The organism is Pseudomonas sp. GW822-FHT04H02 (genome assembly GCF_058800645.1).
Map to the genome: position 1 here is coordinate 482,104 of NZ_JBXAMM010000004.1, position 24,336 is coordinate 506,439.

Annotated in this window: 23 protein-coding genes; 8 read left to right on the forward strand and 15 right to left on the reverse strand. The window is 67.0% G+C overall.

All coding sequences use genetic code 11. The features are described 5' to 3' along the window. Positions 1-199 precede the first annotated feature (199 nt). Positions 200-1,237: an AraC family transcriptional regulator gene (locus AC1RMG_RS19540; protein WP_011061981.1), complete on the reverse strand. Its 1,038-nt coding sequence runs from the start codon at positions 1,235-1,237 to the stop codon at positions 200-202. Positions 1,238-1,497: 260 nt separating this feature from the next. Between AC1RMG_RS19540 and AC1RMG_RS19545 the strand changes: the two genes are divergently transcribed. Then, positions 1,498-2,442 (forward strand): SphA family protein, encoded by a 945-nt coding sequence (locus tag AC1RMG_RS19545; RefSeq protein WP_401400635.1) that lies wholly within the window; start codon positions 1,498-1,500, stop codon positions 2,440-2,442. A 67-nt stretch (positions 2,443-2,509) separates the two neighbouring features. Here the strand turns inward: AC1RMG_RS19545 and AC1RMG_RS19550 are convergent, their stop codons facing one another. From AC1RMG_RS19550 to AC1RMG_RS19585, 8 genes are all read right to left on the reverse strand, one after another. Further along, entirely contained in the window at positions 2,510-3,715 is a 1,206-nt protein-coding gene (locus tag AC1RMG_RS19550; protein ID WP_169893271.1) for a DSD1 family PLP-dependent enzyme, read from the reverse strand. Between the two features lie 85 nt (positions 3,716-3,800). Further along, positions 3,801-5,129 (reverse strand): D-arabinono-1,4-lactone oxidase, encoded by a 1,329-nt coding sequence (locus AC1RMG_RS19555; protein WP_262212566.1) that lies wholly within the window; start codon positions 5,127-5,129, stop codon positions 3,801-3,803. An 86-nt stretch (positions 5,130-5,215) separates the two neighbouring features. Then, positions 5,216-5,623, reverse strand: a complete 408-nt coding sequence (locus AC1RMG_RS19560) for a c-type cytochrome (protein ID WP_011061985.1) — start codon at positions 5,621-5,623, stop codon at positions 5,216-5,218. Positions 5,624-5,820: 197 nt separating this feature from the next. Then, positions 5,821-6,642: an energy transducer TonB gene (locus tag AC1RMG_RS19565; RefSeq protein ID WP_065363315.1), complete on the reverse strand. Its 822-nt coding sequence runs from the start codon at positions 6,640-6,642 to the stop codon at positions 5,821-5,823. Beyond that, positions 6,639-7,085: a protein TolR gene (gene tolR / locus AC1RMG_RS19570; RefSeq protein WP_011061987.1), complete on the reverse strand. Its 447-nt coding sequence runs from the start codon at positions 7,083-7,085 to the stop codon at positions 6,639-6,641. The genes AC1RMG_RS19565 and tolR overlap by 4 nt, the downstream gene beginning before the upstream one ends. A gap of 16 nt (positions 7,086-7,101) precedes the next feature. After that, positions 7,102-7,812 carry a protein TolQ gene (tolQ, locus tag AC1RMG_RS19575; RefSeq protein ID WP_125063549.1) on the reverse strand — a complete coding sequence of 237 codons (711 nt, stop codon included), beginning with the start codon at positions 7,810-7,812 and terminating at the stop codon, positions 7,102-7,104. Between the two features lie 81 nt (positions 7,813-7,893). Then, positions 7,894-9,816 carry a phytase gene (locus tag AC1RMG_RS19580; protein ID WP_262212308.1) on the reverse strand — a complete coding sequence of 641 codons (1,923 nt, stop codon included), beginning with the start codon at positions 9,814-9,816 and terminating at the stop codon, positions 7,894-7,896. A gap of 39 nt (positions 9,817-9,855) precedes the next feature. Continuing rightward, a complete protein-coding gene (locus AC1RMG_RS19585) occupies positions 9,856-12,378 on the reverse strand; it encodes a TonB-dependent receptor (RefSeq protein WP_493169996.1) in 2,523 nt (840 codons plus the stop codon). A 374-nt stretch (positions 12,379-12,752) separates the two neighbouring features. On the opposite strand from AC1RMG_RS19585, the gene AC1RMG_RS19590 reads away from it, so the two are divergent. The 4 genes from AC1RMG_RS19590 (at position 12,753) to AC1RMG_RS19605 (ending at position 17,673) form a co-directional block, all read left to right on the forward strand. After that, the gene (locus tag AC1RMG_RS19590; protein WP_493169998.1) at positions 12,753-13,667 is read left to right on the forward strand and encodes a GGDEF domain-containing protein; all 915 of its coding nucleotides are present in this window, start codon (positions 12,753-12,755) and stop codon (positions 13,665-13,667) included. Positions 13,668-13,676: 9 nt separating this feature from the next. Next, positions 13,677-14,714, forward strand: coding sequence for an AraC family transcriptional regulator (locus AC1RMG_RS19595; protein WP_011061992.1), 1,038 nt, complete (start codon positions 13,677-13,679; stop codon positions 14,712-14,714). A 183-nt stretch (positions 14,715-14,897) separates the two neighbouring features. Continuing rightward, complete coding sequence (locus tag AC1RMG_RS19600) at positions 14,898-16,523, forward strand: NADP-dependent glyceraldehyde-3-phosphate dehydrogenase (protein ID WP_011061993.1); 1,626 nt, start codon at positions 14,898-14,900, stop codon at positions 16,521-16,523. 106 nt (positions 16,524-16,629) lie between these two features. After that, positions 16,630-17,673, forward strand: coding sequence for an FUSC family protein (locus AC1RMG_RS19605; protein ID WP_065363310.1), 1,044 nt, complete (start codon positions 16,630-16,632; stop codon positions 17,671-17,673). Here AC1RMG_RS19605 and AC1RMG_RS19610 read toward each other — a convergent pair. Both AC1RMG_RS19610 and moaB read right to left on the reverse strand, forming a co-directional pair. Further along, positions 17,670-18,875, reverse strand: a complete 1,206-nt coding sequence (locus AC1RMG_RS19610; protein ID WP_493170000.1) for a molybdopterin molybdotransferase MoeA — start codon at positions 18,873-18,875, stop codon at positions 17,670-17,672. The genes AC1RMG_RS19605 and AC1RMG_RS19610 overlap by 4 nt on opposite strands. Continuing rightward, on the reverse strand, positions 18,872-19,411 hold the full coding sequence (gene moaB / locus AC1RMG_RS19615; protein ID WP_015636134.1) for a molybdenum cofactor biosynthesis protein B: 540 nt from the start codon (positions 19,409-19,411) through the stop codon (positions 18,872-18,874). The genes AC1RMG_RS19610 and moaB overlap by 4 nt, the downstream gene beginning before the upstream one ends. 225 nt (positions 19,412-19,636) lie before the next feature. Between moaB and mobA the strand changes: the two genes are divergently transcribed. From mobA to fdhD, 3 genes are all read left to right on the forward strand, one after another. Next, positions 19,637-20,251 carry a molybdenum cofactor guanylyltransferase MobA gene (gene mobA, locus AC1RMG_RS19620; RefSeq protein ID WP_183000956.1) on the forward strand — a complete coding sequence of 205 codons (615 nt, stop codon included), beginning with the start codon at positions 19,637-19,639 and terminating at the stop codon, positions 20,249-20,251. Positions 20,252-20,360: 109 nt separating this feature from the next. Beyond that, entirely contained in the window at positions 20,361-21,251 is an 891-nt protein-coding gene (locus AC1RMG_RS19625; protein ID WP_011061998.1) for a LysR family transcriptional regulator, read from the forward strand. A 58-nt stretch (positions 21,252-21,309) separates the two neighbouring features. Continuing rightward, complete coding sequence (gene fdhD, locus AC1RMG_RS19630; protein WP_015636137.1) at positions 21,310-22,137, forward strand: formate dehydrogenase accessory sulfurtransferase FdhD; 828 nt, start codon at positions 21,310-21,312, stop codon at positions 22,135-22,137. 72 nt (positions 22,138-22,209) lie between these two features. Here the strand turns inward: fdhD and moaE are convergent, their stop codons facing one another. Genes moaE through AC1RMG_RS19650 form a run of 4 tightly spaced genes read right to left on the reverse strand, consistent with a single transcriptional unit; the run spans position 22,210 to position 24,327 of the window. Continuing rightward, the gene (moaE, locus tag AC1RMG_RS19635) at positions 22,210-22,668 is read right to left on the reverse strand and encodes a molybdopterin synthase catalytic subunit MoaE (RefSeq protein WP_019094175.1); all 459 of its coding nucleotides are present in this window, start codon (positions 22,666-22,668) and stop codon (positions 22,210-22,212) included. 2 nt (positions 22,669-22,670) lie between these two features. After that, positions 22,671-22,922 (reverse strand): molybdopterin converting factor subunit 1, encoded by a 252-nt coding sequence (gene moaD, locus AC1RMG_RS19640; protein WP_011062001.1) that lies wholly within the window; start codon positions 22,920-22,922, stop codon positions 22,671-22,673. Then, complete coding sequence (gene moaC, locus AC1RMG_RS19645) at positions 22,919-23,401, reverse strand: cyclic pyranopterin monophosphate synthase MoaC (protein WP_036996513.1); 483 nt, start codon at positions 23,399-23,401, stop codon at positions 22,919-22,921. Before moaC ends, moaD begins: the two co-directional genes overlap by 4 nt. Before the next feature lie 26 nt (positions 23,402-23,427). Beyond that, the gene (locus tag AC1RMG_RS19650) at positions 23,428-24,327 is read right to left on the reverse strand and encodes a bestrophin family protein (protein ID WP_011062003.1); all 900 of its coding nucleotides are present in this window, start codon (positions 24,325-24,327) and stop codon (positions 23,428-23,430) included. Positions 24,328-24,336: the final 9 nt, after the last annotated feature.

A 24,336-nucleotide genomic window follows, 5' to 3' on the forward strand; every position in this document is an offset into this window, starting at 1 on the left:
GACGTTGCAAGGCCGTGGTGAAAAGGCCGGGCCGGGGTTGTGTAGCCGCTGCCGCAGGCTGAGAACGGCATGGGCGGCATTGCGACGCAGCAGACGCGGGGATCTTGAGGCCGCTCAAGGTTCGACGGGAGATCGCCAAGCAAGGCCCTGCGGGCCTTTGCGCAGCCTCGCGGGCTCGGCAGCGGCTACAGGGCGGCCTTCAATGCAGCGCCGCCTCTTCGCGAAAGGCGCTGGGGCTCAGCCCGGTCCAGCGCTTGAAGGCCCGGCGGAAGCTGCGCACGTCGCTGTAGCCGACCTCTTCGGTGATGCGTTCGATGGACAGCTCCGGGTTGCCCAAGAGGTTCAGGGTTCGCGCCTGGCGCACCCGTTCCAGCAGCGCCTCGAAGGTCAGGCCGTGTTCGGTCAGGCGCCGGCGCAGGGTGCGCCCGCTCATGTTCAAATCCCCCGCCACCTGCTCGATATGGCTGCCGGCCCGCAGGTCCCGGCTCAGGGCGCGCTCCACCGCCTGGATCAGGTCCATCTTCTGGTGCACCTGGGCGCTTTCCAGTTCCAGCAGCTTGAGGGCCTGGCGCAGGGCCACCGGATGATGGTTGGGCAACGGCGCCTGCAACCAGCGGGCCTCGATCACCATGCGCGCCTGCAGGCAGCCGAACTGCACGTGGGGGCCCAGCAACCGGGTATAGAGCTCGGCATAGGCCGGCGCGGCGTGCATGAACTCCACCCGCAGGGCCTGGAAATCCGCGCTGACCAGGGCCCGGCCATAGATCAGCAGGCTGGCGAAGAACTCTTCCGCGGCAAAGATCTGCACCTCGCCGTAGGGCAGGCGGCATTGCAGCTCGACAAAGAACTCTTCGCCCTGGCGCCCGACATCGGCGCTGACGATGGTGCCGGAGGTGTGCTGATGGCGGATGCCCAGCTCGAAGGCGTCGCCCAGGGTCCGGCACAACGACAACGCATGCCCCAGCAGGCCCAGGGTGCCCAGCACATTGCGGCTGCCGACCCAGAGCCCCAGGCCCTGCTGCGGCAACGCCGCCAGGGCACGTTCGATCATCGCCACCGCCTGGCGGTAGGAGATGCGCAGGGTCGGGTCCTGCAGGTCGTCCAGGGTAAAGCCCAGGCCGCGACACAGGCGCTCGGCGCTGACGCCCTTGGCTTCGGCGACATCCGCCAGGGTCTGCAGCAGGAAGGGTGAAACCAGGGCCAGCTGGTCGTGGGCATCGGCGGCTTTGATCTGCATGGGAGTGGGCTTCCGGGCCGCTTGAGCGGCTGTTTTTATTGTCGGTCAGGCACCGGCGCCAAGGCTTCACCGGCGGTTCAAGCATATCCCGTTGCCTGGGGTTTTACGGGGGAATGTAACAAAGCATTGCAAAGTGTCCGACAAAGTCCCCCTCCCTGTCCGCCAATACCCTGCCCCGCGCCCGGCCCAGGGCTTATTTCTATGGGGCGGGCGGCGTGCCTGCCGCCGCGCCCCCACTTACAATAAGAATGAGCCCAACCATGCACCCGACCCGCCTCACTCGCTCCCTGCACCTGGGCGTGGCCCTGGCCGCCTGCGCCAGCCTGAATGCCCAGGCCACCGAATCCGGGGTCGACAATATCGGCCCCGGCACCGACGGCTTCTACGTGCTGCCCCTGAGCCCCGACCAGCTCCCGGAGCACATGTTCGCCTTCAACCTCTACTACAACCATTACCAGGCCAGGAAGCTCGACATCAGCTCCTTTGGCGGCAAGGTCCAGGAGGTCAGGATCACCTCCGACGCGATCATCCCGCGCCTGGACTACCTGAGCCCGCTGCGGGTCCTGGGCGGGCGCCTGGGGGGCTACGTGGCCCAGCCCTACCTGCGCCAGCAGGTGTCGCTGTACGGCCAGAGCGACCGCCGCGAAAGCATGGGCGATACCACCTTCGCGCCGATCATCCTGTGGGACATGGGCCCCGACCTGACCCTGGGCGCGGCCTTGGAAGTGACCCTGCCCACCGGGCAGTACGATGCCGACCGGCTGGCCAACACCAGCAACAACTTCACCACCTACAAGCCGCTGTTCTCCATGACCTGGCTGCCCAGCGAGCGTACCGAGCTGTCGTTCAAGAGCACCTACAGCTTCAACCAGGAAAACCACGCCACCCACTACCGTTCCGGGCAGATCTTGCACTTCGACTATTCGGCCAGCTACCGCCTGACCGACGACCTGAGCCTGGGGCTCAACGGCTACTACCTGAAGCAGACCACCGACGACAAACAGCACGGCAAGACCGTGACCTTCATGGGCGAGGACGTGAGTGACGGGGTACGCGGGCAAGTGTTCGCCATCGGCCCGGCGCTGCACCTGCGTTTTCTCAAGTACGCCAGCGCCGAGATCCGCTGGGCCAAGGAGTTCGATGTGGAAAACCGCCCCGAGGGCGACATGCTCTGGGCCAAGCTGACCATTCCCTTTGCCCTGTGAAACCCGCGGCAGCCTGAAGCTGCTGCGGGCTCGGCGGGAGATCGCCAGGCAAGGGCTATACGTGGGATCAGTACACCGGCCAGCGTTCGACGATGCGCCCGCCGCGCAGGGCCAGCAGGTCGCCAAACTGCAGCAGTACCGCTTCGCTCTGCTGCGGGCGCAGGAAGACCTGGTCGTCCACTTGCAAGCCCACGGCGCGGGAGCCGTTGACCATCTCCTGGTTGGAGCTGCGACCGAACAGCTCGTTGCTCTGCAGACCCGCCGGCGATTCGAAATCCGCCAGCCAGTGGCCGCCATAGATGAAGAAGGTCTGGCGCTGGTTGCGGTCCCACCAGGAGAACAGCCGCGACTTGTCGTCCAGGGCCGGGATCCGCACCGGCCCGGTACTCTTGAGCACCGGGGTGGCGATAAAGGCGGCCGGCACGTGCTGCTCCAGGGACGCCAGGTCGTAGTGGCTGGGCTTGAGCAGTGCGGTGCCCACCGACACTTCGCTGCTCAGGGATTCCTGCTCGTGCCGACGGTAGCTGGGGCTGCCGGCGGTGTTCAGGGTCAGGCCGGCGTGCCACAGCGCCGGGTACTGCTGGCGGGTGAAGTCGACAAAACCGTTGTAGAGCGCCATGACCTGGTCGAACAGGCTTTGCGGCGAGCCCAGAATCCCCGGCACGCCCATGTCGACAAAGGGGTCGTAGCCCATGAAGCCGGCAAACTCCAGGTGCTGCGGGTGGGCGCTGATCAGCGCCAGCATCTGCCCGAGCACGGCATGGTCCGCCACGCCGCCACGGTGCAGCCCCACATCCAGTTCGATGTTGATGCGCATCCGCGTGCCCAGGCCCTGGGCCAGCGCCAGGTACTGCTGCAGGCGTTCGGGGGTATCGAGCAGCCATTGCAGTTGCCGGCGCGGGTCGAACGGCCCCTTGAGCTGCTGGTAGAACAGCTCGACGGCGCGGATCGGCAGGGGCTTGCCCAAGAGGATATCGGCGTCGGCAAATACCTCGGCGTCGTGGTTGAGAAACGGCTGGTGGAAGGACATCAGGCGCCGGGTACCGGCGCGCTGGGCGATGTAGGCCAGGAGCCCGGGCGATGGCAGGGATTTTTCCACCAGGCGCAGGTGCTTGCCGCCGCGCTGCACCGACTGCATGACCACATCGATGTTGTGGTCCAGGCGATCCAGGTCGATCAGCATCACCGGTTGCATCGGCCCGTGGGCCTTGAGCTCGCGATTGAGCTCGGCGAAGTACGGGCTGTAGGGCAGGCCCCGGTCGCCGGGCCGCAGCCAGGCGCCGACACCGGCCAGCAAGACTCCGGCCCCCAGGGTGCCGGCCATGAAATGACGACGGTTCATTGTGCGCATCTCCTGTTCACGCCACACCCAGCACCGAGGCCAGGTGGGCGTTGATGAATTTGCCTTGCGGGTCCAGTGCCTGGCGCACCCTGGCGAAGGCTGCCCATTGCGGGTACAGCCCCTGCAGGGTGCGGGCGTTGAGGCTGTGGTGCTTGCCCCAGTGCGGGCGCCCCTGGTACTTCCAGAAGATCGGCTCCACGGCGGCGAAGAAGTTGTGGTGGTCCATGCTGTAGTGCTGGTGCACCGAGATCGAACAGCTGTCGCGACCTTCGAACATGCTCAGGGGAATGTCGTCGGCCTTGACGTAGCGGTACTCGATGGGAAACCAGGTGCGCAGGTCCTTGTCGCGTATCAGCGCGAGGATTTCCCGCAGGCACGTCGGCCCCAGGTGCGCCGGCACCGAGTACTCCATTTCGTTGAAGCGCACGCTGCGCACGTTGGCGTAGATCTGGTAGGAATCCCCCACCCGCTCATCGAAGCGCGCCAGCCAGCGCAGGCTGTTGAGCAGGTGGCGGCGGGTCTCGGGGAAGTCGCTGACGTACTTGTCGAGGTTTTCGATCAGGTTGACGAACTCGTTGCCGCCCTCCTCGGCCGGATCGGTGGGCGGGGTCGGCGGCTCCGTGGTTTCGTTCAGGGCCACCGCCAGGGCGTAGTCGGAGTGGGTGACCACGAGCATTTCCCAGTGCTGGTTGTCGCGGGTCAGGTTGTCCATGTCCTCCAGCAGTTCCTCGGTCTTGCCGATCCACTGTTTTTCCCGCAGGCGATAGGCCTCGCGGTTCTGCAGGCGCACCCGGGTCGCCACCCCCAGCGCGCCGAGGGACACCCGGGCGGCGTGGAACACCTCGGCGTTGCGCCGGGGGTCGCAGTCCAGCACTTCGCCGCTGGCGGTCACCAGTTGCAGCCCGCAGACCCGGGACGAATAGGAACCGAAGCCGACCCCGGTGCCGTGGGTGGAAGTGGCAATCGCCCCGGCCAGGGTCTGGTAGTCGATATCCGCCATGTTCCACAGCGCCTGCCCCACCTCCTTGAGCGCCGGGCCCATCAGCGACATGGGCGTGCCGGCGGCGAATTCGGCTTGCAGGGTCTTGGGGTCGTGGTCCAGCAGGCCGTTGAAATAGGCCAGGGACAGCAAGGTGCCGTCGGTGGGCACCAGGGCGCTGAAGGAGTGCCCGGCACCCACCGGGCGGATCTTGCCCGGGGCCTGGCGGACCACCTGGCGCAGTTCATCCAGGTCCTTGGGCGCCAGCCGCGCCTGGGGCAGGCAGCTTTGCGCGCCAGACCAGTTGCGCCAGGGAATCAGCCGCGGGGCACGGGCCAGTTCGGCCAGCAGCGGGTTGCTGCACAACGCGCTGAACGCGCCGAGGGCGCCGGCCCCTTGCAGCAGCCGGCGTCGGGAAAGGTGCATGACCATGAAGGGGGAACCTGTGCTTTTTATTGGAATGAATGGCCGGACATGAAGCTGATCAGGGCCAGGAACTGCTCTTCGCTGCACTGCATGCACTGGCCCATGGGCGGCATGCCCTGGTAGCCGTTGATGCTGTGGTCCAGCAGGGTGTCGGCGCCCTGGGCCAGGCGCGGCGCCCAGGCCTTGGCATCGCCGGCCAGGGGCGCGCCGGAGGCCGGGTTGGCATGGCACAGCTGGCAGCTGCTGGCGTAGACCTGGGCCAGGGCCGGGTCGGCCGGGCTCTGGCGGGCGGCGTCGAGGCGCACGGCAGCAGGCGGTTCAGCCTCGCCGCAGGCGCTCAGCAGCAGACCCAGGGCCAGGCCCAGGGCGCTACGAATCGGTAGCCAGGAGTGGCGCCGCAACGGGCGCGAACAGGCGGGGGTGACAGTGGGCATCGGCGGTCCTCAGTGCGGCCAGGGCAAGGGGCCCGCCCCGGCGACAGCGGCGGACCACACCCGGCCACACTAAGACACCCGCGCCCCGGGGTTGAGGGCATTGCCGGCCAGCCAAGGGGACAGGCTCGGCCAGCCAGGGCGCGCACGGTCAGCCAGAGGCTGCCTGCATGGCAACGGGCCCATGCCTGCCCCGCGCCCTACTTGATCCGGTAGTGGAAGGTGTTGCGCACCGCCGGCACCGTTACCGCCTGGCCGTCGATCAGCCGCGGCTGATAACGGAAGGTCGCCACCGCTGCCAGGGACGGGCGCATGAACAGGGGGTGGCAACCGTCGATGACCTTAGGGTTCTCCACCCGCCCCTGGGGGTTGACGCTGTATTCCACGGTGCAGTCGCCTTCCAGGTTCTTGTCCAGGGCCCGTTGCGGGTAGTCCGGGGCCTCCTTGCTCAGGGGCTGGTACTGGCGACTGTCGGCCGCCGCCTGGGCCGCCTGCTGGCGCGTGCGCTCGGCAGCCAGCCGCGACTGTTCGGCACGCTGGGCCTGCGCTTGTTCCTGGGCCACACGTTGCTCGGTATCGCGCTGGCGCTGCTCGGCCTCCAGGCGCTCGCGCTGCTGGCGCTGCTGCTCCTGCACCTGCTCACGTTTCTTGTCTTCCACCCGCTTGCGCGCCAGGGCCGCCTGCTCCAGCTTCTGCGCCTGTACCTGGGGGTCAACCCGGGGCCTGGCCGGCTCCGGCGCAGCCGCGGGTGGTGGCGTTGGCGGTGGCTGTGGCGCCACCTCGGCCACCGCCGGCAGCGGTTCCGCGGGAGCGGCAGGCGGCGCCAGCATCACCAGTTGGGTGGTCAGTACCGGCGGCGTCTCGACCTGCGGCTTGTCCACCGACCAGCCCAGCGCCAGCGCCCCCAGCACTCCGGCGTGCAGGGCCAGGGCCAGGCTGGCCGCCAGGCTGTTGCGCCAGAAGCCGGACGCCTCGGGCCGCAGGGGCATCGCGGTGGGGTTGTGCATGATCATCGCCGTCATTGCGGGGCCTCGGTCACCAGCCCCAGGTTGTGTACCCCACCCTGCTGCAACGCGGCCATGGCCGCCACCACGCTTGCATAGGCGGCGTCCTGGTCGGCGCGGATATACACCTGGGTGTCGCCGCGCCGGGCAATCACCTGGGCCACCTTGGCGCGCATCTGCTCAAGGTCCACAGCGCTGTCGGTCTGATTGCGGGTGTCCAATTCGCTGCCCAGGTTCCAGTAGTAGCCGCCACCGGCCTGCACCGACAGGGTGAGGATCTGCTGGCGGCTGTCGGTGGCCAGGGCTTCGCTGGCGACCTTGGGCAATTCGATCTTCACCCCCTGGGTGAGCATCGGCGCGGTGACCATGAAGATCACCAGCAGCACCAGCATCACGTCGATGTAGGGCACCACGTTCATTTCCGCCTTGGGTCCGTGCTTGCGTTGCGGCCGGGTCAACATCGGCTTGCTCCTTCTCTCAGGCGGCCACGGCCAGGTGGCTCGGGGTACCCTGCAAGGTGCGATGCAGGCGTACTTGCAGTTCATTGCCAAAGGCGTAGTAGCGGGTCAGCAGGGTCTGGCTGCGGGCCGAAAAACGGTTGTAGGCAATCACCGCGGGAATGGCCGCGAACAGGCCGATGGCGGTGGCGATCAACGCCTCGGCAATGCCGGGGGCCACGGTGGAAAGGGTCGCCTGCTGCACCTGGGACAGGCCGAGGAAGGAATTCATGATCCCCCACACGGTGCCGAACAGGCCGATATAGGGGCTTACCGAACCCACAGTGGCGAGAAACTGCAGGCCCTTTTCCAGGCGGGTTTCCTGCTCGCTGATGGCCACGTACAAGGCCCGTTCCACACCCTCCAGCACCCCTTCTCCGGCACCGCCGGGCTGGCCGCGCAGGTGGCTGAACTCCTGGTAGCCGGCGGCAAAGATCGGCTCCACGCCGCCTTCGGCGTCGCTGCCCTTGGCCACTTCGCGGTACAGCGGCAGCAGCTCGGGGGCGGCGCGAAAACGCTGGATGAAAGCCTGGAAGCGCAGCTCACGACCGCGCAGCACGGCGCCACGCTGGATGATCAGGTACCAGCTGAGCAAGGACGCCAGGAGCAAGGTCAGCATCACCGCCTTGACCAACAGGCTGGCATCGCTGATCAGCCCCCAGATGCTCATGTGTTCGAGTGTGGCCTGCATGGTGGAACTCCTTCTCGGGTGCCCGCCTGGGCTGGCGGGGCTATTCGATGACATTCAAATGACAAGGTGATGACCGCCGGCTCAGGGCAGCTTCAGGGCCTGGGTGACCTCGGCCCAGGGCACGAACTTGAAGTTCTGGGTCTGCTCGGGCATGCGCTTGCGCCCGTCCTGGACCACCAGCAGGCCCTGGCTCCAGGGCCCGCCGAGGTTGGCCGAGGTGACTTCCAGGCCATCGGTTTCCGAAGCGCCGTCGATCCCCGCGCGGGCGTTGAGGCTGACCCGGAAGGCGCCATGGGAAGCGAACGGCGGTTCGGCATCCAGCACCAGGTAGCTGTCGTTGCCCTGGCTGGAAATCACCAGGTAGTCGCGGGCGTTGCTCTGGTACAGGGCCAGGCCCTCGACATCGGCCTGCAACAGGCCGCCGACCTTGATCACGCTGTGCAGGGTCGCCGGCTGCTCGGGCCGGGCATCCACCGCCCACACGCCGACGTCCTCTTCACCGAGGAACAGGCGCTGGCGCTGGTCATCGGCGACACAGCCCTCGGGCTGGCTGGCCACCTTGAACCGGCGCACCAGCTCGCCCTGGGCGGTACCGCCGGGGGCGCTCAGGCGGTACTGGACGAAGGTGCCGTCCTTGTCGTTGGCAATGGCGTAGATCTCGCCACTGGCCGGCTGGAACAGGCAGATGCCGTAGATTTCCTTGAGCGGCGTGGGCACCTCCCCGGCCTCGCTCAGCTCGCCGCTAGCGCGGTCGATGGCGAACAGGCTGAGGCTGTTGCGGTCGCGGTTACTGGCCACGGCCAGGTCCACACGGCGCTCGCCGAGCTGGAAGTTGGGCCGCACGTCGACGTTGTTCAGGCGCCCCACTGCCAGTTCCTGCAACAGCTTGCCCTGCAGGTCGTAGGCCAGCAGGCCCTGTTTCTTGTTGGTGCCCAGCACCCGGCTCAGGGAGGGCTGCTGCGGGTGGACCCAGATCGCCGGGTCATCGGCGGCATCGCCCTGGCGCCCCACCGGCTCGCTCTGTGCCGCCGCCTGTACGGTGGGCAATACCGGCGGCAGGGCCACTGGGGTGGCCTGCCAGTTCAACTGGCCCTGGTACAGGCGCCCGTCCTCGTCATCGCGCAGCAAGACCTGCAGGCCTTTGTCGCTGGCGCGCAGGGCGATGTTTTCCGGTTCCTTGAGGCCGGCCAGGGGCAACGTGGCCTGGGCCACCCAGCCTTGTTCCTGCTGCTGGTAGAGATGCAGTTGCGCGGCCTTCGGGTCCAGGCCCAGCACCCCGCCCGGCACCAGGGCCATGGCCCCGGCGCTTTTCCTGATGTCGCCAAAGGGCGCGCGCAGGGCCACCGGCTGGCGCGCGGTGTCGGCTTCGGCATGGGCCGGGTAGGCCCACCAGCCGACATTCTGTTCATTGACCAGCAGTTGCTGGGCGGCGTCGTCCACCTGGCAGAACTTGGCCTCCGGCGGCAGCGGCAGGCCACGTACCCGCTGCGGCTCGGCGCTCAACTGCGCGCCGTGGCCCACCAGCCACTGCTCGCCCTTGCCCTCCTCGCCCACCAGGAACAGGAACAGGTTGCTGGCCTCGTCGCGGTACAGGCACAGGCCGTTGACCGGGTAGTCCCGAGTGGGCAGGTACAACGGCTGGCCCCAGGTGCGGCGGGCCGGGTCGAGGCTCACCAGCAGTGCCTGCTGGCGCTGGTTGTCGAGGCTGGCCACCAGCAGTTGCCCACCGGCGGCGCGGCTGTCCAGGCCGTTGAACGAGCCCTTGAAGCGGGCCAGTTGCCGGCCCTGTTCGTCCACCAGCAACAGGCCTTCGCGCTCGCTGGCCAGCAGCCGGTCGGCGCCTGTGCCGGCGGGCACGAAACCCAGGCCAGTAACGCCCGGGGTCTGCTCGGCCCAGGGCTTGAGGTTCAGGCCGGGCACGCTGGGGGCAGCCAGGGCGGCGCCACAGGTCAAGCCAATGCACAGGGCCAGCAGGCGGTTTCTTGCGGTCGATACAGTGCTCATCACAATCCTTGGGTGTGCGGTCGGGCAAGGGCCCGTTGCTTAGAAATGGGTGAAGGTCAGGCCGAGCTTGTAGGTCGGGCCGTATTCCTCGTACTGGGCGTTGTAGGAGCGGTTGCCGGTGTAGACGAAGTACGGCTGGTCGGTGAGGTTCTGCGCCTCGAAGCTCAGTTGCAGGTTCTTGGTCAGGGAGTACTTGGCGCTGAAATCGACGAAGGTCTGGGCATCCACATGCAGGTCGTGGGCCTTGTCGCTGATGGAGGCCAGCTCATAGAGGTAGGCCGATTTGTAGTTGGCCGACAGGCGCAGGCTGAGCTTGTCGTCTTCCCAACCGAGCATCAGGTTGCCCACGGTGTCCGACTGGTTGGGCAGGTCGATGTCGCGCTTGCGGTTGACCCCGGCCTTCTGGTCGAAGCCCTCGATGCTCGCACTGGAGCGGCTGAAGGTGCTGTTGGCGCCCAGCAGCAGGCCGCTCCACGGCGCCGGCAGCCAGTCGAATTTCTGTGAATAGGCCAGTTCCAGGCCGTACAGCTTGGCGCTGTCGCCGTTGGCGAAGGTGTGCGCCTCGGAGAACCCGCTCCAGGCGCCGGTGCCGGCCAGGTCGGTGTTGTAGACGAAGTTCTGGATGTCCTTGTAGAACACGAAGGCCGAGACGGTGCCGGCATGGCCCATGTAGTGCTCGATGCCCAGGTCCAGGTTGCTCGACTCCAGGGGCTTGAGGTCGGGGTTGCCGAAGGTCGCCTCGTCGCCGTCGATGACAAAGCCCGGGGCCAGTTGGCCGAAGGTCGGGCGCACCACGCTCTTGGTCCAGGCCGCGCGGACCTGGGTGTTCTTGTCCAGCTGGTAGCGCGCATGCAGCCCCGGCAGCCAGTGCTGGTAGCGGCGTTGGGTATCGGTGGCGGTGAAGGCGCCGTCGGTGACCCCGGTGCCCTTGGCCTCGAACTCGGTGCCCTCGTAGCGCAGGCCGGCGATGAAGCGCCAGTCGTCGATGTCCAGGGTGTTCATGAAGTAGCCGGCGTTGATGTCTTCGCGGATCTTGAAGTCGTTGACCCGGGATTCTTCCTCGTCGTAGAAGGCCGCCTGATTCAGGCCGCCGATCAGTTGCTTGATGGCGCCGCCACTGATGCCCGGGCCGAAGCGGCCGAGGGAATAGTCCACATTGCCCTTCTGGAACTGCCCGAGGTTGAGCTGCTGGTCGGTAAAGCCCAGGGTGTCGAAGTCCTTGTAGACCCAGGCTTCCAGGTCGTTGTCCTTGTTGCGCCGGCTGACTTTGCCGCCGAACTTGAACTGCGCGGCGTAGCCACTCAGGTCATAGTCCCGGGCCAGGTCCAGGCGCAGGTTCTTCTCGGTGTCGGTGGTGTTCTGCTTTTCCCAGTCGACCTTGTCCAGGGTGAAGTTGGCCGGGTCATAGAAACCGGCGCCGATCACCGGGCGCGGCTTGCCGTTGTCGTAGAAGCCGCTGTCGGAAAAATCGCTGTTGCCCTTGAAGGTGGCCCCGGCGATATGCGCCGGGCTGTCTTCGCTGGAACGGCTGTAGCCGGTCTGGCCGCTGAGGGTCCACAGGCCGAGCTGGCGCTCGCCGCCGAACACGTAGGACTGGATATCCTGGGTTTCCTCGCGCTGCTTGAGCTTGCGCGAGGCTTCGGCGTCGCCGCGCTCGCCGGCCGCCAGGGGATCGGCGAACTCGATGCTGGTGGAGTTGCGGGTCTCGCTGTCCTTGTAGCGGCTGTACAGGGTGCGCAGGTAGTAGCTGCTGCTGTCGTCGGGCTTGTAGTCGAAGTTCAGGCCGCCACCGGCGCGCTCGCGGCTGATGGCGTAGTCGCGCTGCTCGAATTCCTGCAGCTTGGCGCCTTGCTCGAAGTCCCAGGCGCCACCGGTCTCGACGTTGTCGGAGCCGAAATCGCGCTTCTGCCAGCTCAGGGCCGCGGCCACGCCGAAGTTGTCGACGCCGTCGCCGAGGCTGAAGCGGTTGCTCGCCGCGCCGGAGAATTTCGGGCTGGTCTGGCGGGTGTTCTGGTCGTAGCTGGCCTCGCTGCTGCCGGTGTAGAACAGGCCCTTGTGGTCGAAGGCCGAGAGGCTTTTCACATCCACGGTGCCACCCAGGGAGTTGGCGTCCATGTCCGGGGTCAGGGTCTTGATCACTGACAGCGACTGCACCAGTTCCGAGGGCAGTACATCCAGGGCCACGGCTCGGCGGGCGCTTTCCGGCGAGGGCACCAGGGTGCCGTTGATGGTCACGCTGTTGAGGTCCGGGCCCAGGCCGCGGACGCTGACAAAGCGCCCTTCGCCCTGGTCGCGCTCGATGCTGATGCCCGGCAGGCGCTGCGCCGCCTCGGCGACGTTCTGGTCCGGCAATTGGGCCACGCCGTCGGCGTGCACCACGCTTTCGATGCTGTCCGAGCGCCGCTGCTCCTTGAGCGCCTGGTCGATGCTGGCGGCCTGGCCCACCACTTCCACATGCTCGGTGGCCGCAGGTTCCGCGGCGCTCAAGCGTTCACTGGCGATGGCCATGGCCAGCGCGGTCAAGGTAAAGCTGACAAGCCCGGGACTGCTGCGCTTGTACATGATGGTCCTCCCCCAAGAGTCCGCTAACGCCGGGCAAGAGGCCCGGCAACTGGGAGGGCACGCTAGGGTCGGCGAATGACGGTTCTGTGACAGGCCTGGGCGGCAACGGGCCAAAACGCCCCATTGCCCGGCTTTCGCCCCGGCAAATGAGCTGAATTGACCCCTGTGGAAACGGGCTTGCCCGCGAAAGCCATCCCCCTCGGGCGCAGGTCTTGCCGGCCCCTTCGCCGGCAAGCCGGCTCCTGCGGGCCGAAAAAAAACGCATTCGCCGTGAGCTGATTCGACCTCACGCCGGGTTTCCCCGGCGTCACCCCACTGTCACAAACATCTGCTGTGCTGGCGCCCTCTCACTCCTGGCAAAAAGGATCGCGGCCATGTTCTCCGTGCTCAAACCCCACCGCTGGAAACTCGCCGCGCTGTTGCTGGCGGCCAATGCCGGGCTGCTGCTGCACCTGGCCTGCGGCAGCCTGAAATCGGTCAGCGAGTGGCAGTGGCTGGACATCATCGGCGAAGGCGGCTCGGCGCTCCTGGCCCTGGTCTGGCTCGGGCTGGTGCTCAAGAGCCGCCCCGCCGGGCGGGTCACCAACTACCTGGCCCTGGGCCTGAGCTGCATTTTCTTTTCCTGGTGGATCGACAGCCTCGACGAGTTCATCCGCCTGCCCGACAGCATCACCTGGGACCACTGGCTGGAGTCCGGGCCGATGCCCATCGGCATGATCCTGCTGACCATCGGCATCTACCACTGGCACCGCGAACAGCTGGCCATCAGCGCGCAGATGGAAAAGAAGGAGCGACTGTTTCGCGAGCATCGCCAGTTCGACAAGCTCACCCCCCTGGCCGGCGCCGACTACCTCAAGCGCGAGCTGGTCAGCAGCCTGCAAGACAGCCGCCGCCAGCAGCAGCCGCTGTCGCTGCTGGCCCTGGACCTGGACCACTTCGCCGCGATCAACCAAGACTACGGCCATGCCGAAGGCGATGCGGTGCTGCAGGCCCTGAGCCATGTGCTGCTGCTCAACCTGCGGCGCCAGGACCTGCTGTGCCGGCTGGCCGGCGACCGCTTCGTGGTGCTGCTGCCCAACACCGGGGAAAGCCAGGCACGGCTGCTGGCCCTGGAGCTGCAACAGGCGGTGCAGGGCCTGGCACACAAGACCCGGCAACACGGCGAGCGCCTGCACCTGGCGGCCAGCACTGCGGTGGTGATGGCCCTGGAGGAAACCCCGGAGGGGCTGCTCAAGCGCCTCAACCTGGCCCTGGCCCGGGCCAAGCAGCCCCTGGCAAAAACCGCCTGAGGCGCCGTCATGACCGTGAAGACCAGCTGGTACGAAGCCGATACGCGGTTTATCCCCGGGCACTATCAACCGGCGGCGCTGATCGACCTGGCGCTGTCCCGGGACATCGACAGCCACCGCCTGCTGCGCGGCACCGGGCTGTTCCACGAGGACATCCTGGCCGGCCAGACCCGCCTCAGCCCGCAGCAGTTCCTGGCGCTGATCGGCAACGGCCGGCGCCTGCTGGATGCCGACGACAGCAGTTTCCTGTTTGGCCAGCGCCTGCTGCCCGGGCACTACGGCGCCGCCAGCCATGCCCTGCGCCATGCGCAGAACCTGCACCAGGCCCTGGACGCCCTGGTGCAGCAGCAGGCGCTGCTCAGCCCCCTGGCCAGCCCGCGCCTGGTGCTGGACGAGCATCACGCCTACTGCTACTGGCTGGACAGCTGCGGCGCCGGCGAGCACTGGCGGTTCCTCCTGGAAGCCAGCATGACTTCACTGGTGGCCATGAGTCAGTGGCTGGCCGGCCAGCGCCTGCCCTGGGAATGCAGCTTCAGCCACAGCGAGCCGCGCTACGTCGAGCAGTACTGGGTGCACCTGGGGGAACAGACCCAGTTCCAGCGGCCCCTGGACCTGATGCGCATCCCCCGGCAATACCTGACCCGGCCCTGGCCCGGGGCCTCGGCCACCGCCGGCCAGGTGGCGCGCCTGGAGGCCGGCGAGCACCTGCGCCAACTGGGGTTTGCCAGCAGTTTCCTCGACACCCTGTACCGCTACCTGAAAACCCAGGTACGCCACACCCCGAGCCTGGAGCAGGCGGCCCAGGATTTCGCCATGAGCCCGGCCACCCTCAAGCGCAAGCTGAGCAAGCACCACAGCGGCTACCAGCAACAGGTGGACCGGGTGCACAAGCACGTGGCGCTGTACCTGTACCAGATCAAGGGCTGGAGCAACGAGGCGGTGGCCGAGTACCTGAACTTCAATGACCCGGCCAACTTCCGCCGGTCATTCAAGCGCTGGACCGGCAGCACCCCGAGCTTGATCCGGCAGTTGCTGGGCAGCGGCTGAAACGTTTAATCTCGAACCACGACCGCTGACGCGCCGCGGGCCCGCACAGGGGCGCCGCGGGCCGTCGCGCTCGGGCGCCCGGTGGAAAAACCGCTAAAGCGCCGGGCCATTAAGGCGTATAAACCATGGAGCGATGCCGTCGCTGTCACCGCGCCGGAGCCATTTCCAACACGGGGTAGAGTCATGACCACAGCCAATCTATTGAGCCACCTGTTTCCTGCCGCCGCCGACATCCCCGAAGCCTTTCGCCTGCCCGACCCGGTGGAGCAGCGCGACTACCTGGTGGACGGTGAACTGCGCACCTGGAACGGCCCCCTGGCCCAGGTCCGCAGCCCGATCTACCTGAGCGGCGCCGACGGCGATACCCAGGTGATTCTCGGCAGCACCCCGCTGCTGGACGCCGACACCGCCCTCACCGCCCTGGACGCCGCGGTGCGCGCCTACGATCGCGGCCAGGGCGCCTGGCCAACGATGCGCGTGGCCGAACGCATCCAGCACGTGGAAGCCTTCCTGGCGCGCATGCGCGAGCAGCGCACGGCGGTGGTCAAGCTGCTGATGTGGGAAATCGGCAAGAACCTCAAGGACTCGGAGAAAGAGTTCGACCGCACCTGCGACTACATCGTCGACACCATCGGCGCGCTGAAGGAACTGGACCGGCGCTCCAGCCGCTTCGAACTGGAACAGGACACCCTCGGCCAGATCCGCCGCGTGCCCCTGGGCGTGGCCCTGTGCATGGGCCCCTACAACTACCCGCTGAACGAGACCTTCACCACCCTGATCCCGGCGCTGATCATGGGCAACACCGTGGTGTTCAAGCCGGCCAAGCTCGGCGTGCTGCTGATCCGCCCGCTGCTCGAAGCCTTCCGCGACAGCTTCCCGGCCGGGGTGATCAACGTCATCTACGGCAGCGGCCGCGAGACCGTCAGCGCGCTGATGGCCAGCGGCAAGATCGACATCTTTGCCTTCATCGGCACCAACAAGGCCGCCAGCGACCTGAAGAAACTCCACCCCAAGCCCCACCGCCTGCGCGCGGCCCTGGGCCTGGACGCGAAGAACCCGGGGATCGTGCTGCCCGATGCCGACCTGGACAACGCGGTCAGCGAAGCCCTCACCGGCTCCCTGTCGTTCAACGGCCAGCGCTGCACCGCGCTGAAGATCCTGTTCGTCCACGAAGCCGTGGTGGAACGCTTCATCGAGCAGTTCAACGCCAAGCTGCAAGGCCTCAAGCCGGGCATGCCCTGGGAACCGGGGGTGGCCCTGACGCCGCTGCCGGAGAACACCAAGGTCGACTACCTGCACGCCCTGGTGGCCGACGCCCAGGCCCACGGCGCCAAGGTGGTGAACGCCCACGGCGGCGAGGCCCGGGCTTCGTTCTTCTACCCGGCGGTGCTGTACCCGGTGACCCCGCAGATGCGCGTCTACCACGAGGAGCAGTTCGGCCCGGTGGTGCCCATCGTGCCCTACCGCGACCTGGACACCGTGATCGACTATGTCCTGGAATCGGACTTCGGCCAGCAACTGAGCCTGTTCGGCAGCGACCCGGCCGAGATCGGCCGGCTGGTGGACGCCTTTGCCAACCAGGTCGGGCGGATCAATATCAACGCCCAGTGCCAGCGCGGCCCGGACACCTTCCCCTTCAACGGCCGCAAGAACTCCGCCGAGGGCACGCTGTCGGTACATGACGCACTGCGCACCTTCTCGATCCGCACCCTGGTGGCGACCAAGTTCCAGGAGCGCAACAAGCAACTGATCAGCGACATCATCCGTAATCGCGAGTCGAGCTTCCTGACCACCGACTACATTTTCTGAGGGAGCCCCGAGCGTTCGCCCTGGCGCGAACGCCCGGCCCCTGCCGCCAACCGGAGGAACCGATCTGGGCCCGTTAAAACACCTGCGGGGCATCACCCTGCCACCTTTGCTGCGCCGCCTGCTGCGTCCCGTGCTCGACCCGTACCGGCGCTACCGTCACGCCCGGCTGATCCACGCGGTGCGGGTCGCCCTCGGCCTGATCGCCACCATCGTGCTGACCACCGGCCTCAACCTGCCCCACGGCGAATGGGCCTCGGTAACCATGCTGGTGGTGATCGGTGGCCTGCAGCACCACGGCAACATCGGCAAGAAGGCCGCGGAACGGGCCATCGGCACCCTGGTGGGCGCCGGGGTCGGGCTGGTGCTGGTGGTGCAGCAGGCCTACTTCGGCCACCCCTGGCTGACCTACCTGGGCATGTCGGTGGTGTGCGGCTACTTTTCCTATCACGCCATCGGCAAGGGCGGCTACACCGCGCTGCTGGCGGCGATCACCGTGTTCATCGTCGCCGGCCACGGTGACAACCAGGTCAGCGACGGCCTGTGGCGGGCGGTGGACATCCTCATCGGCATTGCCCTGGCCCTGGCGTTTTCCTTCGCCATTCCGCTGTATGCGGTGTACTCCTGGCGCTACAACCTGGCCAGCGCCCTGCGCGACTGCGCGCAGTTGTACGGGCGGATCATCAAGGGCCAGTCGGTGACCGACGACGAGCACCTCAAGCTCCTGGGCCGGGTCAACAGCGCCATGCTGCAACTGCGTTCGCTGATGCCTTCGGTGTCCAAGGAAGTACGGATTTCCATGACCGAGCTGGACGCCATCCAGCGCAACCTGCGCATGTGCATCAGCACCCTCGAGATCCTCGGCAACACCCGCCCCGATGCCAGCGACCCGCAGGCCATGGCGCAGATGCAACTGGCGCTCAAGGCCGAGCACCGGCAGATCCGCGTGCAACTGATCGGCATGGCCCGGGCCCTGCAATCGGGGGTCACCCAGCGCCTGGAGAAATCCGTGGAAGGCCACCCCGAAAACGCTCTGGAGGCCCCGGTGTATTCGGCCCTGGATGGTTACCGGCTGCTGACCCGGCAACTGGCCGCGACCCTCGGCGAGATGCACCAGCGCCTGGCCAAGAGCGCCCGGCACTGGAAGATCTAGAACAGCTCGCTGAAAGGAATGAAGGGCGCCCGATCCCCTGCCTGCAAGGTCCGGCCCTCGACGATTTCCACCAGGCCATCGGCCCAGGAAGCCCCCAGCAACACCCCGGAACTCTGGTTCGGATAGAGCACGGCGCGGCCGTTCTCCAGGCGCACCCGCAGGTACTCGCGGCGCTTGCCGGCCTTGGGCCAAGCGAAGGCCACAGGCACCTCGACGCTCAGCGGCGCCACCTCCTGTACCCCCTGCAGCCGCAGCAGGTAGGCCCGGGCCAACAGGCCGAAGGTCACCAGTGCCGAGGCCGGGTTGCCCGGCAGGCCGATCACCGGCACCTGGCCGAAGTAACCCACGGTCAGGGGCTTGCCGGGCTTGATGGCGAGTTTCCAGAACAGCGGCCGGCCACTGTCCCTGAGCACCTGCCCGAGGCAGTCGGCATCCCCGGCGGAAACGCCGCCGGTGGTCAGGATCAGGTCCGCGCCATGCTGCAACTGCTCCAGCCTGAGGCGGGTGTGCTGCGGCCGGTCGGGCAGGATCCCGGCGTCGATCACCTCGCAGCCCAGGGCGTCCAGCCAGTGCCTGAGCAGGGTACGGTTGCTGTTGTAGATGCAGCCGGGGCGCATGGGCGTGCCCGGCTCCAGCAATTCATCGCCGGTGGACAGCAGCGCCACTCGCGGGCGGCGCACCACCTGCAACTCGGTGCAGCCCTGGGCGGCGGCCACCGCCAGTTCGAAGGGGCCGAGGCGCTTGCCGGCCTGCAGCAACACCTCGCCGGCGCGGTTCTCCTGGCCCTGGGGGCGAATGTTCTGCCCCGTTTTCAGGGCCTGGGTAAAACGCACCCGGCCGTCTTCCAGCAGCTCGACGTTCTCTTGCATCTCGACGCAGTCGGCGCCTTCGGGCACCGGGGCGCCGGTGAAGATCCGCGCACAGCTGCCCGGTTGCAGGGGCGCACCGGGCTGCCCGGCGAACACGGTCTGCGCTACCGGCAACGGTGCACCGTCCCAGTGCTGCAGGTTCAGGGCGTAGCCGTCCATGGCACTGTTGGGCCAGGGCGGCAGGTCCAGGGTCGCCACCAGGTCGGTGGCCAGCACCCGTTGCCGGGCCTGATCCACGGCCAGGGTTTCGCTCTCCGGCAGGCGCTGGGCGTCGGCCATGGCCAGCAGGCTGGCCAGTGCCTCTTCCACCGGCATCAGTGGGTTCTGGCTCATCCCCGGCTCTCGCAGGCCTGCACCGGCTTGAGGTGCGGCACGAAGTTGCATGGCCGGTGTCGGGCATCCAGCTGCTCGGCGAGGATGCCTTCCCAGGCGGTGCGGCAGGCCCCGGTGGAGCCCGGCAGGCAGCACACCAGGGTGCCGTTGGCCAGCCCGGCCAGGGCCCGACTCTGCACCGTGGAGGTGCCGATATCGAGAATCGAGATGGCGCGAAACAGCTCGCCGAAACCGTCGATGTGCTTGTCCAGCAGGCAGCCCACGGCTTCCGGGGTGCTGTCGCGGCCGGTAAAGCCGGTGCCACCGGTGATCAGCACCACCTGGATGCGCTCGTCGGCGATCCAGGCCGCCACCTGGGCGCGGATCTTGTACAGGTCATCCTTGAGCAGGTTGCGCTCGGCCAGGCTGTGGCCGGCCTCCAGCAGGCGGCTGACCAGCAGTTGCCCGGAGGTGTCAGTGGCATATTCCCGGGTATCGCTGACCGTCAGCACGGCCATGTTCAAGGGTACAAACAACGCATCCGACTTCACGCTCATGTCATTCTCCGACCGGCAGGCTAAAAATCATGAACCCAGGCTAAAGGCCCGCCGACGCGGCTGTCTAATCGTTCTGGCTGACCGGATTATCGATGCGCTCTATCATCCTGCCGGGCCCTGCCGGGGGCCGATAAAGCCCGTCAATCGGCCATTCAACACTTCCGATTGGACGTACCCGAAGGACAATGCCATCGTTTGCGCCACCTACTTGATATGCGTCCTGCCATGACCCCGAACCAGCCCGCCCCCGCCTGTTCCCTGCCCTGCTCGATCCTGCTGCTGGCCGGTGGCCGCGGCTCGCGCATGGGCGGCCAGGACAAGGGCCTGGTGGCCTGGCGCGGCCAGCCGCTGATCGCCCATGTGCAGGCGGTGGTGCGGCCCTTGAGCGATGACCTGATCATTTCCTGCAACCGCAACGCCGAGCGCTACCGGGCCTATGCCGACCGCTTGGTGGAGGATGGGCAGAAGGATTTCCCCGGGCCCCTGGCCGGAGTCCTGGCCGGCCTCGCGACGGCCCGCCACCCCTGGCTGCTGGTGCTGGCCTGCGATGCGCCGCAGATCGACGCGGCGCTGATCCAGGCCCTGCTGGATGCCCGCGGCAACGACACCAGGCCGGTGATGGTGCAGCAGGCCGGGCAATGGCAACCCATGTTCAGCCTGATCCCCACGGCGCTGCTGGGTGACCTGCGCCAGGCCTGGGACAACGGCGAGCGCAGCCTGCTGCGGGCCCTGGCCGCCCATGGGCTGAGGCCCCTGCCCTGCGCCGCGGACGATCCGCGGCTGAGCAACTTCAATACCCCTGAACTACTGTCTGAAGCAGGCCCCAAGCCCCTGGCCTGAACAGCACCGGAGGTGCCCAAGGGCGCGACCGGGCAAGGCCCCAGGCCTTTTCATGGGCGCAACACCTGCGTTATTACTGAACCCGACTTTTCCCACAACAGGTGCCACCGTGGACATCAAGCAACTCAAGTTTCTGATCGCCCTGGAGCAGACCCGGCACTTTGGCCAGGCCGCCGCGCGCTGCCATATCACCCAGCCGACCCTGTCCATGCGCCTGCGCAATCTTGAGGATGAACTGGACCTGATCCTGGTCACCCGTGGCCAGCGCTTCGAAGGCTTCACCGAAGCCGGCGAGCGGGTGCTGGCCTGGGCCAAGACCCTGCTGGCAGCCCATGACGGGCTGTTCGCCGAAGCCGCTGCCTGCCGCGGGCAACTGGTGGGCAAGCTGCGCCTGGGGCTGGTACCGCTGAGCGGCTTCAACCCCATCAGCTACGTGCAGCAGCTATCGTCGAGCTTCCCGGAACTGCAGTTCAGCCTGTCGTCCATGAGCTCCGACCGGATCATCGAGGACATCGGCAACAACCAGCTGGACCTGGGGGTCTGCTACCTGGACCACGTCAACCCCAACTATCTGGACTTCTTCGAGATCGGCGAGACCCGGGTCGGCCTGCTCTACGACACCCGGCACTTTCATTTCGAAGGTACCGAGATGAGCTGGGAGGACGCCGCCGAACTGCCGCTGGGCATGCTCAGCACCGGCATGCACTATCGCAAGTCCATCGACCTGAGCTTTCGCAGCCGCGGCCTGAACCCGCAGCCGATCCTGGAAAGCGACTCCACCTACCAGCTGTTCCAGGCGATCCACGAAGGCTTCTGCTGCTCGATCATGCCCCTGGACAGCGGCCTGGATTCGCCCATCGAGAACCTGGCCTTTATCCAACTGCCGGATGCCAGCGTGCTGGCGCCACTGGGGCTGGTGATGCGCAAGACCGAGCCGCGCTCGGCGATTGCCGAAAAGTGCTTCGCCGAAGCCAAGAAGCTGTTTGCGATCAAAGAGTGAATCAATGCCCCAGGGCCGCCCATGGCCCTGGGCAAATCGAATGCAACGAGGTGTGGTCATGGTTTGCCGGATCGAACAAACGGAGCAACAACCCGAGGCCAATGCGCCGGCGCCGGCGCCGCAGCGGGTGGCCTATCGCGAGTACAGCGCCGACGGCCCCATGGCCGAGGCGCCGCTGGCCGCCGAGATCGCCCTGGCGATCACCTACAACGGCCTGAGCCAGGCGGTGATGATGGTGTCTCCGGGCAACCTGGAAGACTTCATTCGCGGCTTCAGCATCACCAACGACATCGTCAATGACCTCGGCGAAATCTACGACATCCGCCTCAGCCACTTCCCCCAGGCCTGCCAGGCCGACGTGGAAATTTCCAGCCGGGCGTTCTGGGCCCTCAAGGACCATCGCCGGCAAATGGCCGGCACTAGCGGCTGCGGCCTGTGCGGAGTGGAGGCCCTGGAACAGGCGCTGCCGCAACTGCAGATCCTCGAACCCGCGGCCCTGCCACCTGCCGAACACCTGCAGGGCCTGCGCGAGCGCATCGAACAGGCCCAGCACATGGCCCGCAGCAGCGGCGCCCTGCATGCGGCGCTGTACTTCGACGAACAGGGCGAGGTGCGCCTGTGCCAGGAAGACATCGGCCGCCACAACGCCCTGGACAAGCTGATTGGCGCGCTGCTGCAGGCCGGGATCGATGGCAGCCGGGGCTTCACCGTGGTCACCAGCCGTTGCAGCCTGGAACTGATCCACAAGGCCGTGCGCGCCCGCCTCGGCACCCTGGTCAGCCTCTCGGCGCCGACCGCACTCACCGTGCAATGGGCCAACAAGCATCGCCTGAACCTGATCCACGTCCCCCACCGCAACGCCCCACGTATCTACAGCCCGGTGTAAATGCACCACGCCGGATGACATGCATCCGGCGTGGCTAGCCCCTTCCCTCAAGCCTCTGTCAGCGGCATAAGCTCAACGTTCTACACCCCAACGTTCGGCCGCCTGCCGGTCGCTCTCGCGGCCGTCGATCCAGCGTTCGCCGGCCGGGGTGACTTCGCGCTTCCAGAACGGGGCGCGGGTCTTGAGGTAATCCATGATGAAGGCGCAGGCCTCGAAGGCCGCTTGGCGATGGGCGCTGGCCACCCCGACAAAGACGATGGGCTCACCCACCTGCAGCAACCCCACCCGGTGCACCAGGCTCACCCGGTTCAGCGGCCAGCGCGCCTGGGCCTGCTCCACGATGCGCTGCAGCGAGCGCTCGGTCATGCCCGGGTAGTGTTCAAGAAACAGGCTGTGCACCGCCTCCCCCAGGTTGAGATCGCGCACATAACCGATAAAGGTCACCACGCCGCCGACGCTGGCGTCGCCGGCCTGCAAGCCGGCATTCAACTGGTCGAGGCTCAACGCCTGGGTCTGCACCTGGATGCTCATGCTCAGCCCCCGGTCACTTGCGGAAAGAAGGCGATTTCATCGAAGTCCTCGATGGCCGCATCGAGCTTGCACAGTTCCTGGTTCAGCGCGCACATCAGGCTGTTCTCCCCCAGCACCTGCGCCCAGGTTTCACCCCGGGCCATCAGCCGCTGGCGCAGGTCCTCGACGGTGCGCAGGCTGGCATCCAGGGGCAGTTTCTCGCCACCGCAACCCAGTTGCTCACGGTAGCGGGCAAAGTAGTTGACCAGAATCATCGGGCCTCTCCTGCGATAAAGGTGCCGGACTTGCCGCCCTGCTTCTTCAGCAGGTGCAGCCCTTCGATGACCATGGCGCGGTCCACCGCCTTGCACATGTCATAGATCGTCAGCGCCGCCACGCTGGCGGCGGTCATGGCTTCCAGCTCGACCCCGGTGGCGCCGTTGAGCCGGCAGCAACTGGTGATCTGCACCCGGTCCGGCGGCAGTGCCTGCAGTTCGATGTGGATCCCGGTGAGCAGCAACGGGTGGCACAGGGGGATCAGTTCGTGGGTCTTCTTTGCCGCCATGATCCCGGCGATGCGCGCCACGGCGAACACATCGCCCTTGGGATGGCCCTGGTCCTGGATCAGTTGCAGGGTGGCCGGGAGCATGCGTACCCAGGCCCGAGCCTGGGCCTCGCGCTCGGTAGCGGCCTTGCAGGTGACATCCACCATGCTGGCCCGGCCCTGGTCGTCCAGGTGAGTGAGTTCATTCATGTGCAACCTCGGATAACAACAGTGGATCAGCTCAGGACATAGTCCACCGGCTCCAGCGCCGGCGGCAGTTCGGTGGCCCCCAGGGCTTCGAGAATCTCGCGCTCGATGTTGCGCACGATGGCGCTCAGCGGCAGGTCGTTCTCGTCGTGGCCGAAGGGGTCTTCCAGCTCGTCGCCAATGGCGTCCAGGCCGAAGAAGGTGTAGCTGACGATGGCGGTGAAGATCGGCGTCAGCCAGCCCAGGGGCTCGGCCATGGCAAAGGGCAGGAGGATGCAGAACATGTAGCTGGTGCGGTGCAGCAGCAACGTGTAGGGAAACGGCAGCGGCGTGGCCTTGATCCGCTCGCAGGTGGATTGCGCGCCGGTGATGGCCGCCAGTTGATTGGCCAGCAGCAGGTAGCGCCATTCGCTGAGCCGCCCCGCCTGGGCCTGGTCCGAACACTGGCGCGCGATCTGGCGCAGCAGGCTGTCCGGCAGGTTGCTGGTGCTTGCCGGCGGCAACTGGCTGAGCCAGGTTTCGGCAGCGCTCAGTTCATCTTCGCGGCGCAGCCGGGCCTTGAGGGCATGGGCGAAACCGCACAGGTCACGCAGGATCGCGCTGCGCGCCCGGGTGTCTTCAAGCACCTGGGTTTCGCGGATCATCGAGCGCACCTCGGTCACCACCGTGCCCAGGGCCTTGCGCGCTTCGTACCAGCGGTCGTAGCAGGCGTTGTTGCGAAAGCTCATGAAGATCGACAGCGACAGGCCGAGCAAGGTGAACGGGGTGGCATTGACCTTGGAGAAATACGCCGGGTGCAAGGTCTCGATCAGCACGATGGCCGAGGCCAGCAGGGTCACCAGCAGGCTGCGCAGGGCGATACGCTTGGCAATCGACCCCTTGAGGGAAATCAGCACGCTGATCAGGTTGGGTTTGGATCTGACGATCATCGGGGTAGA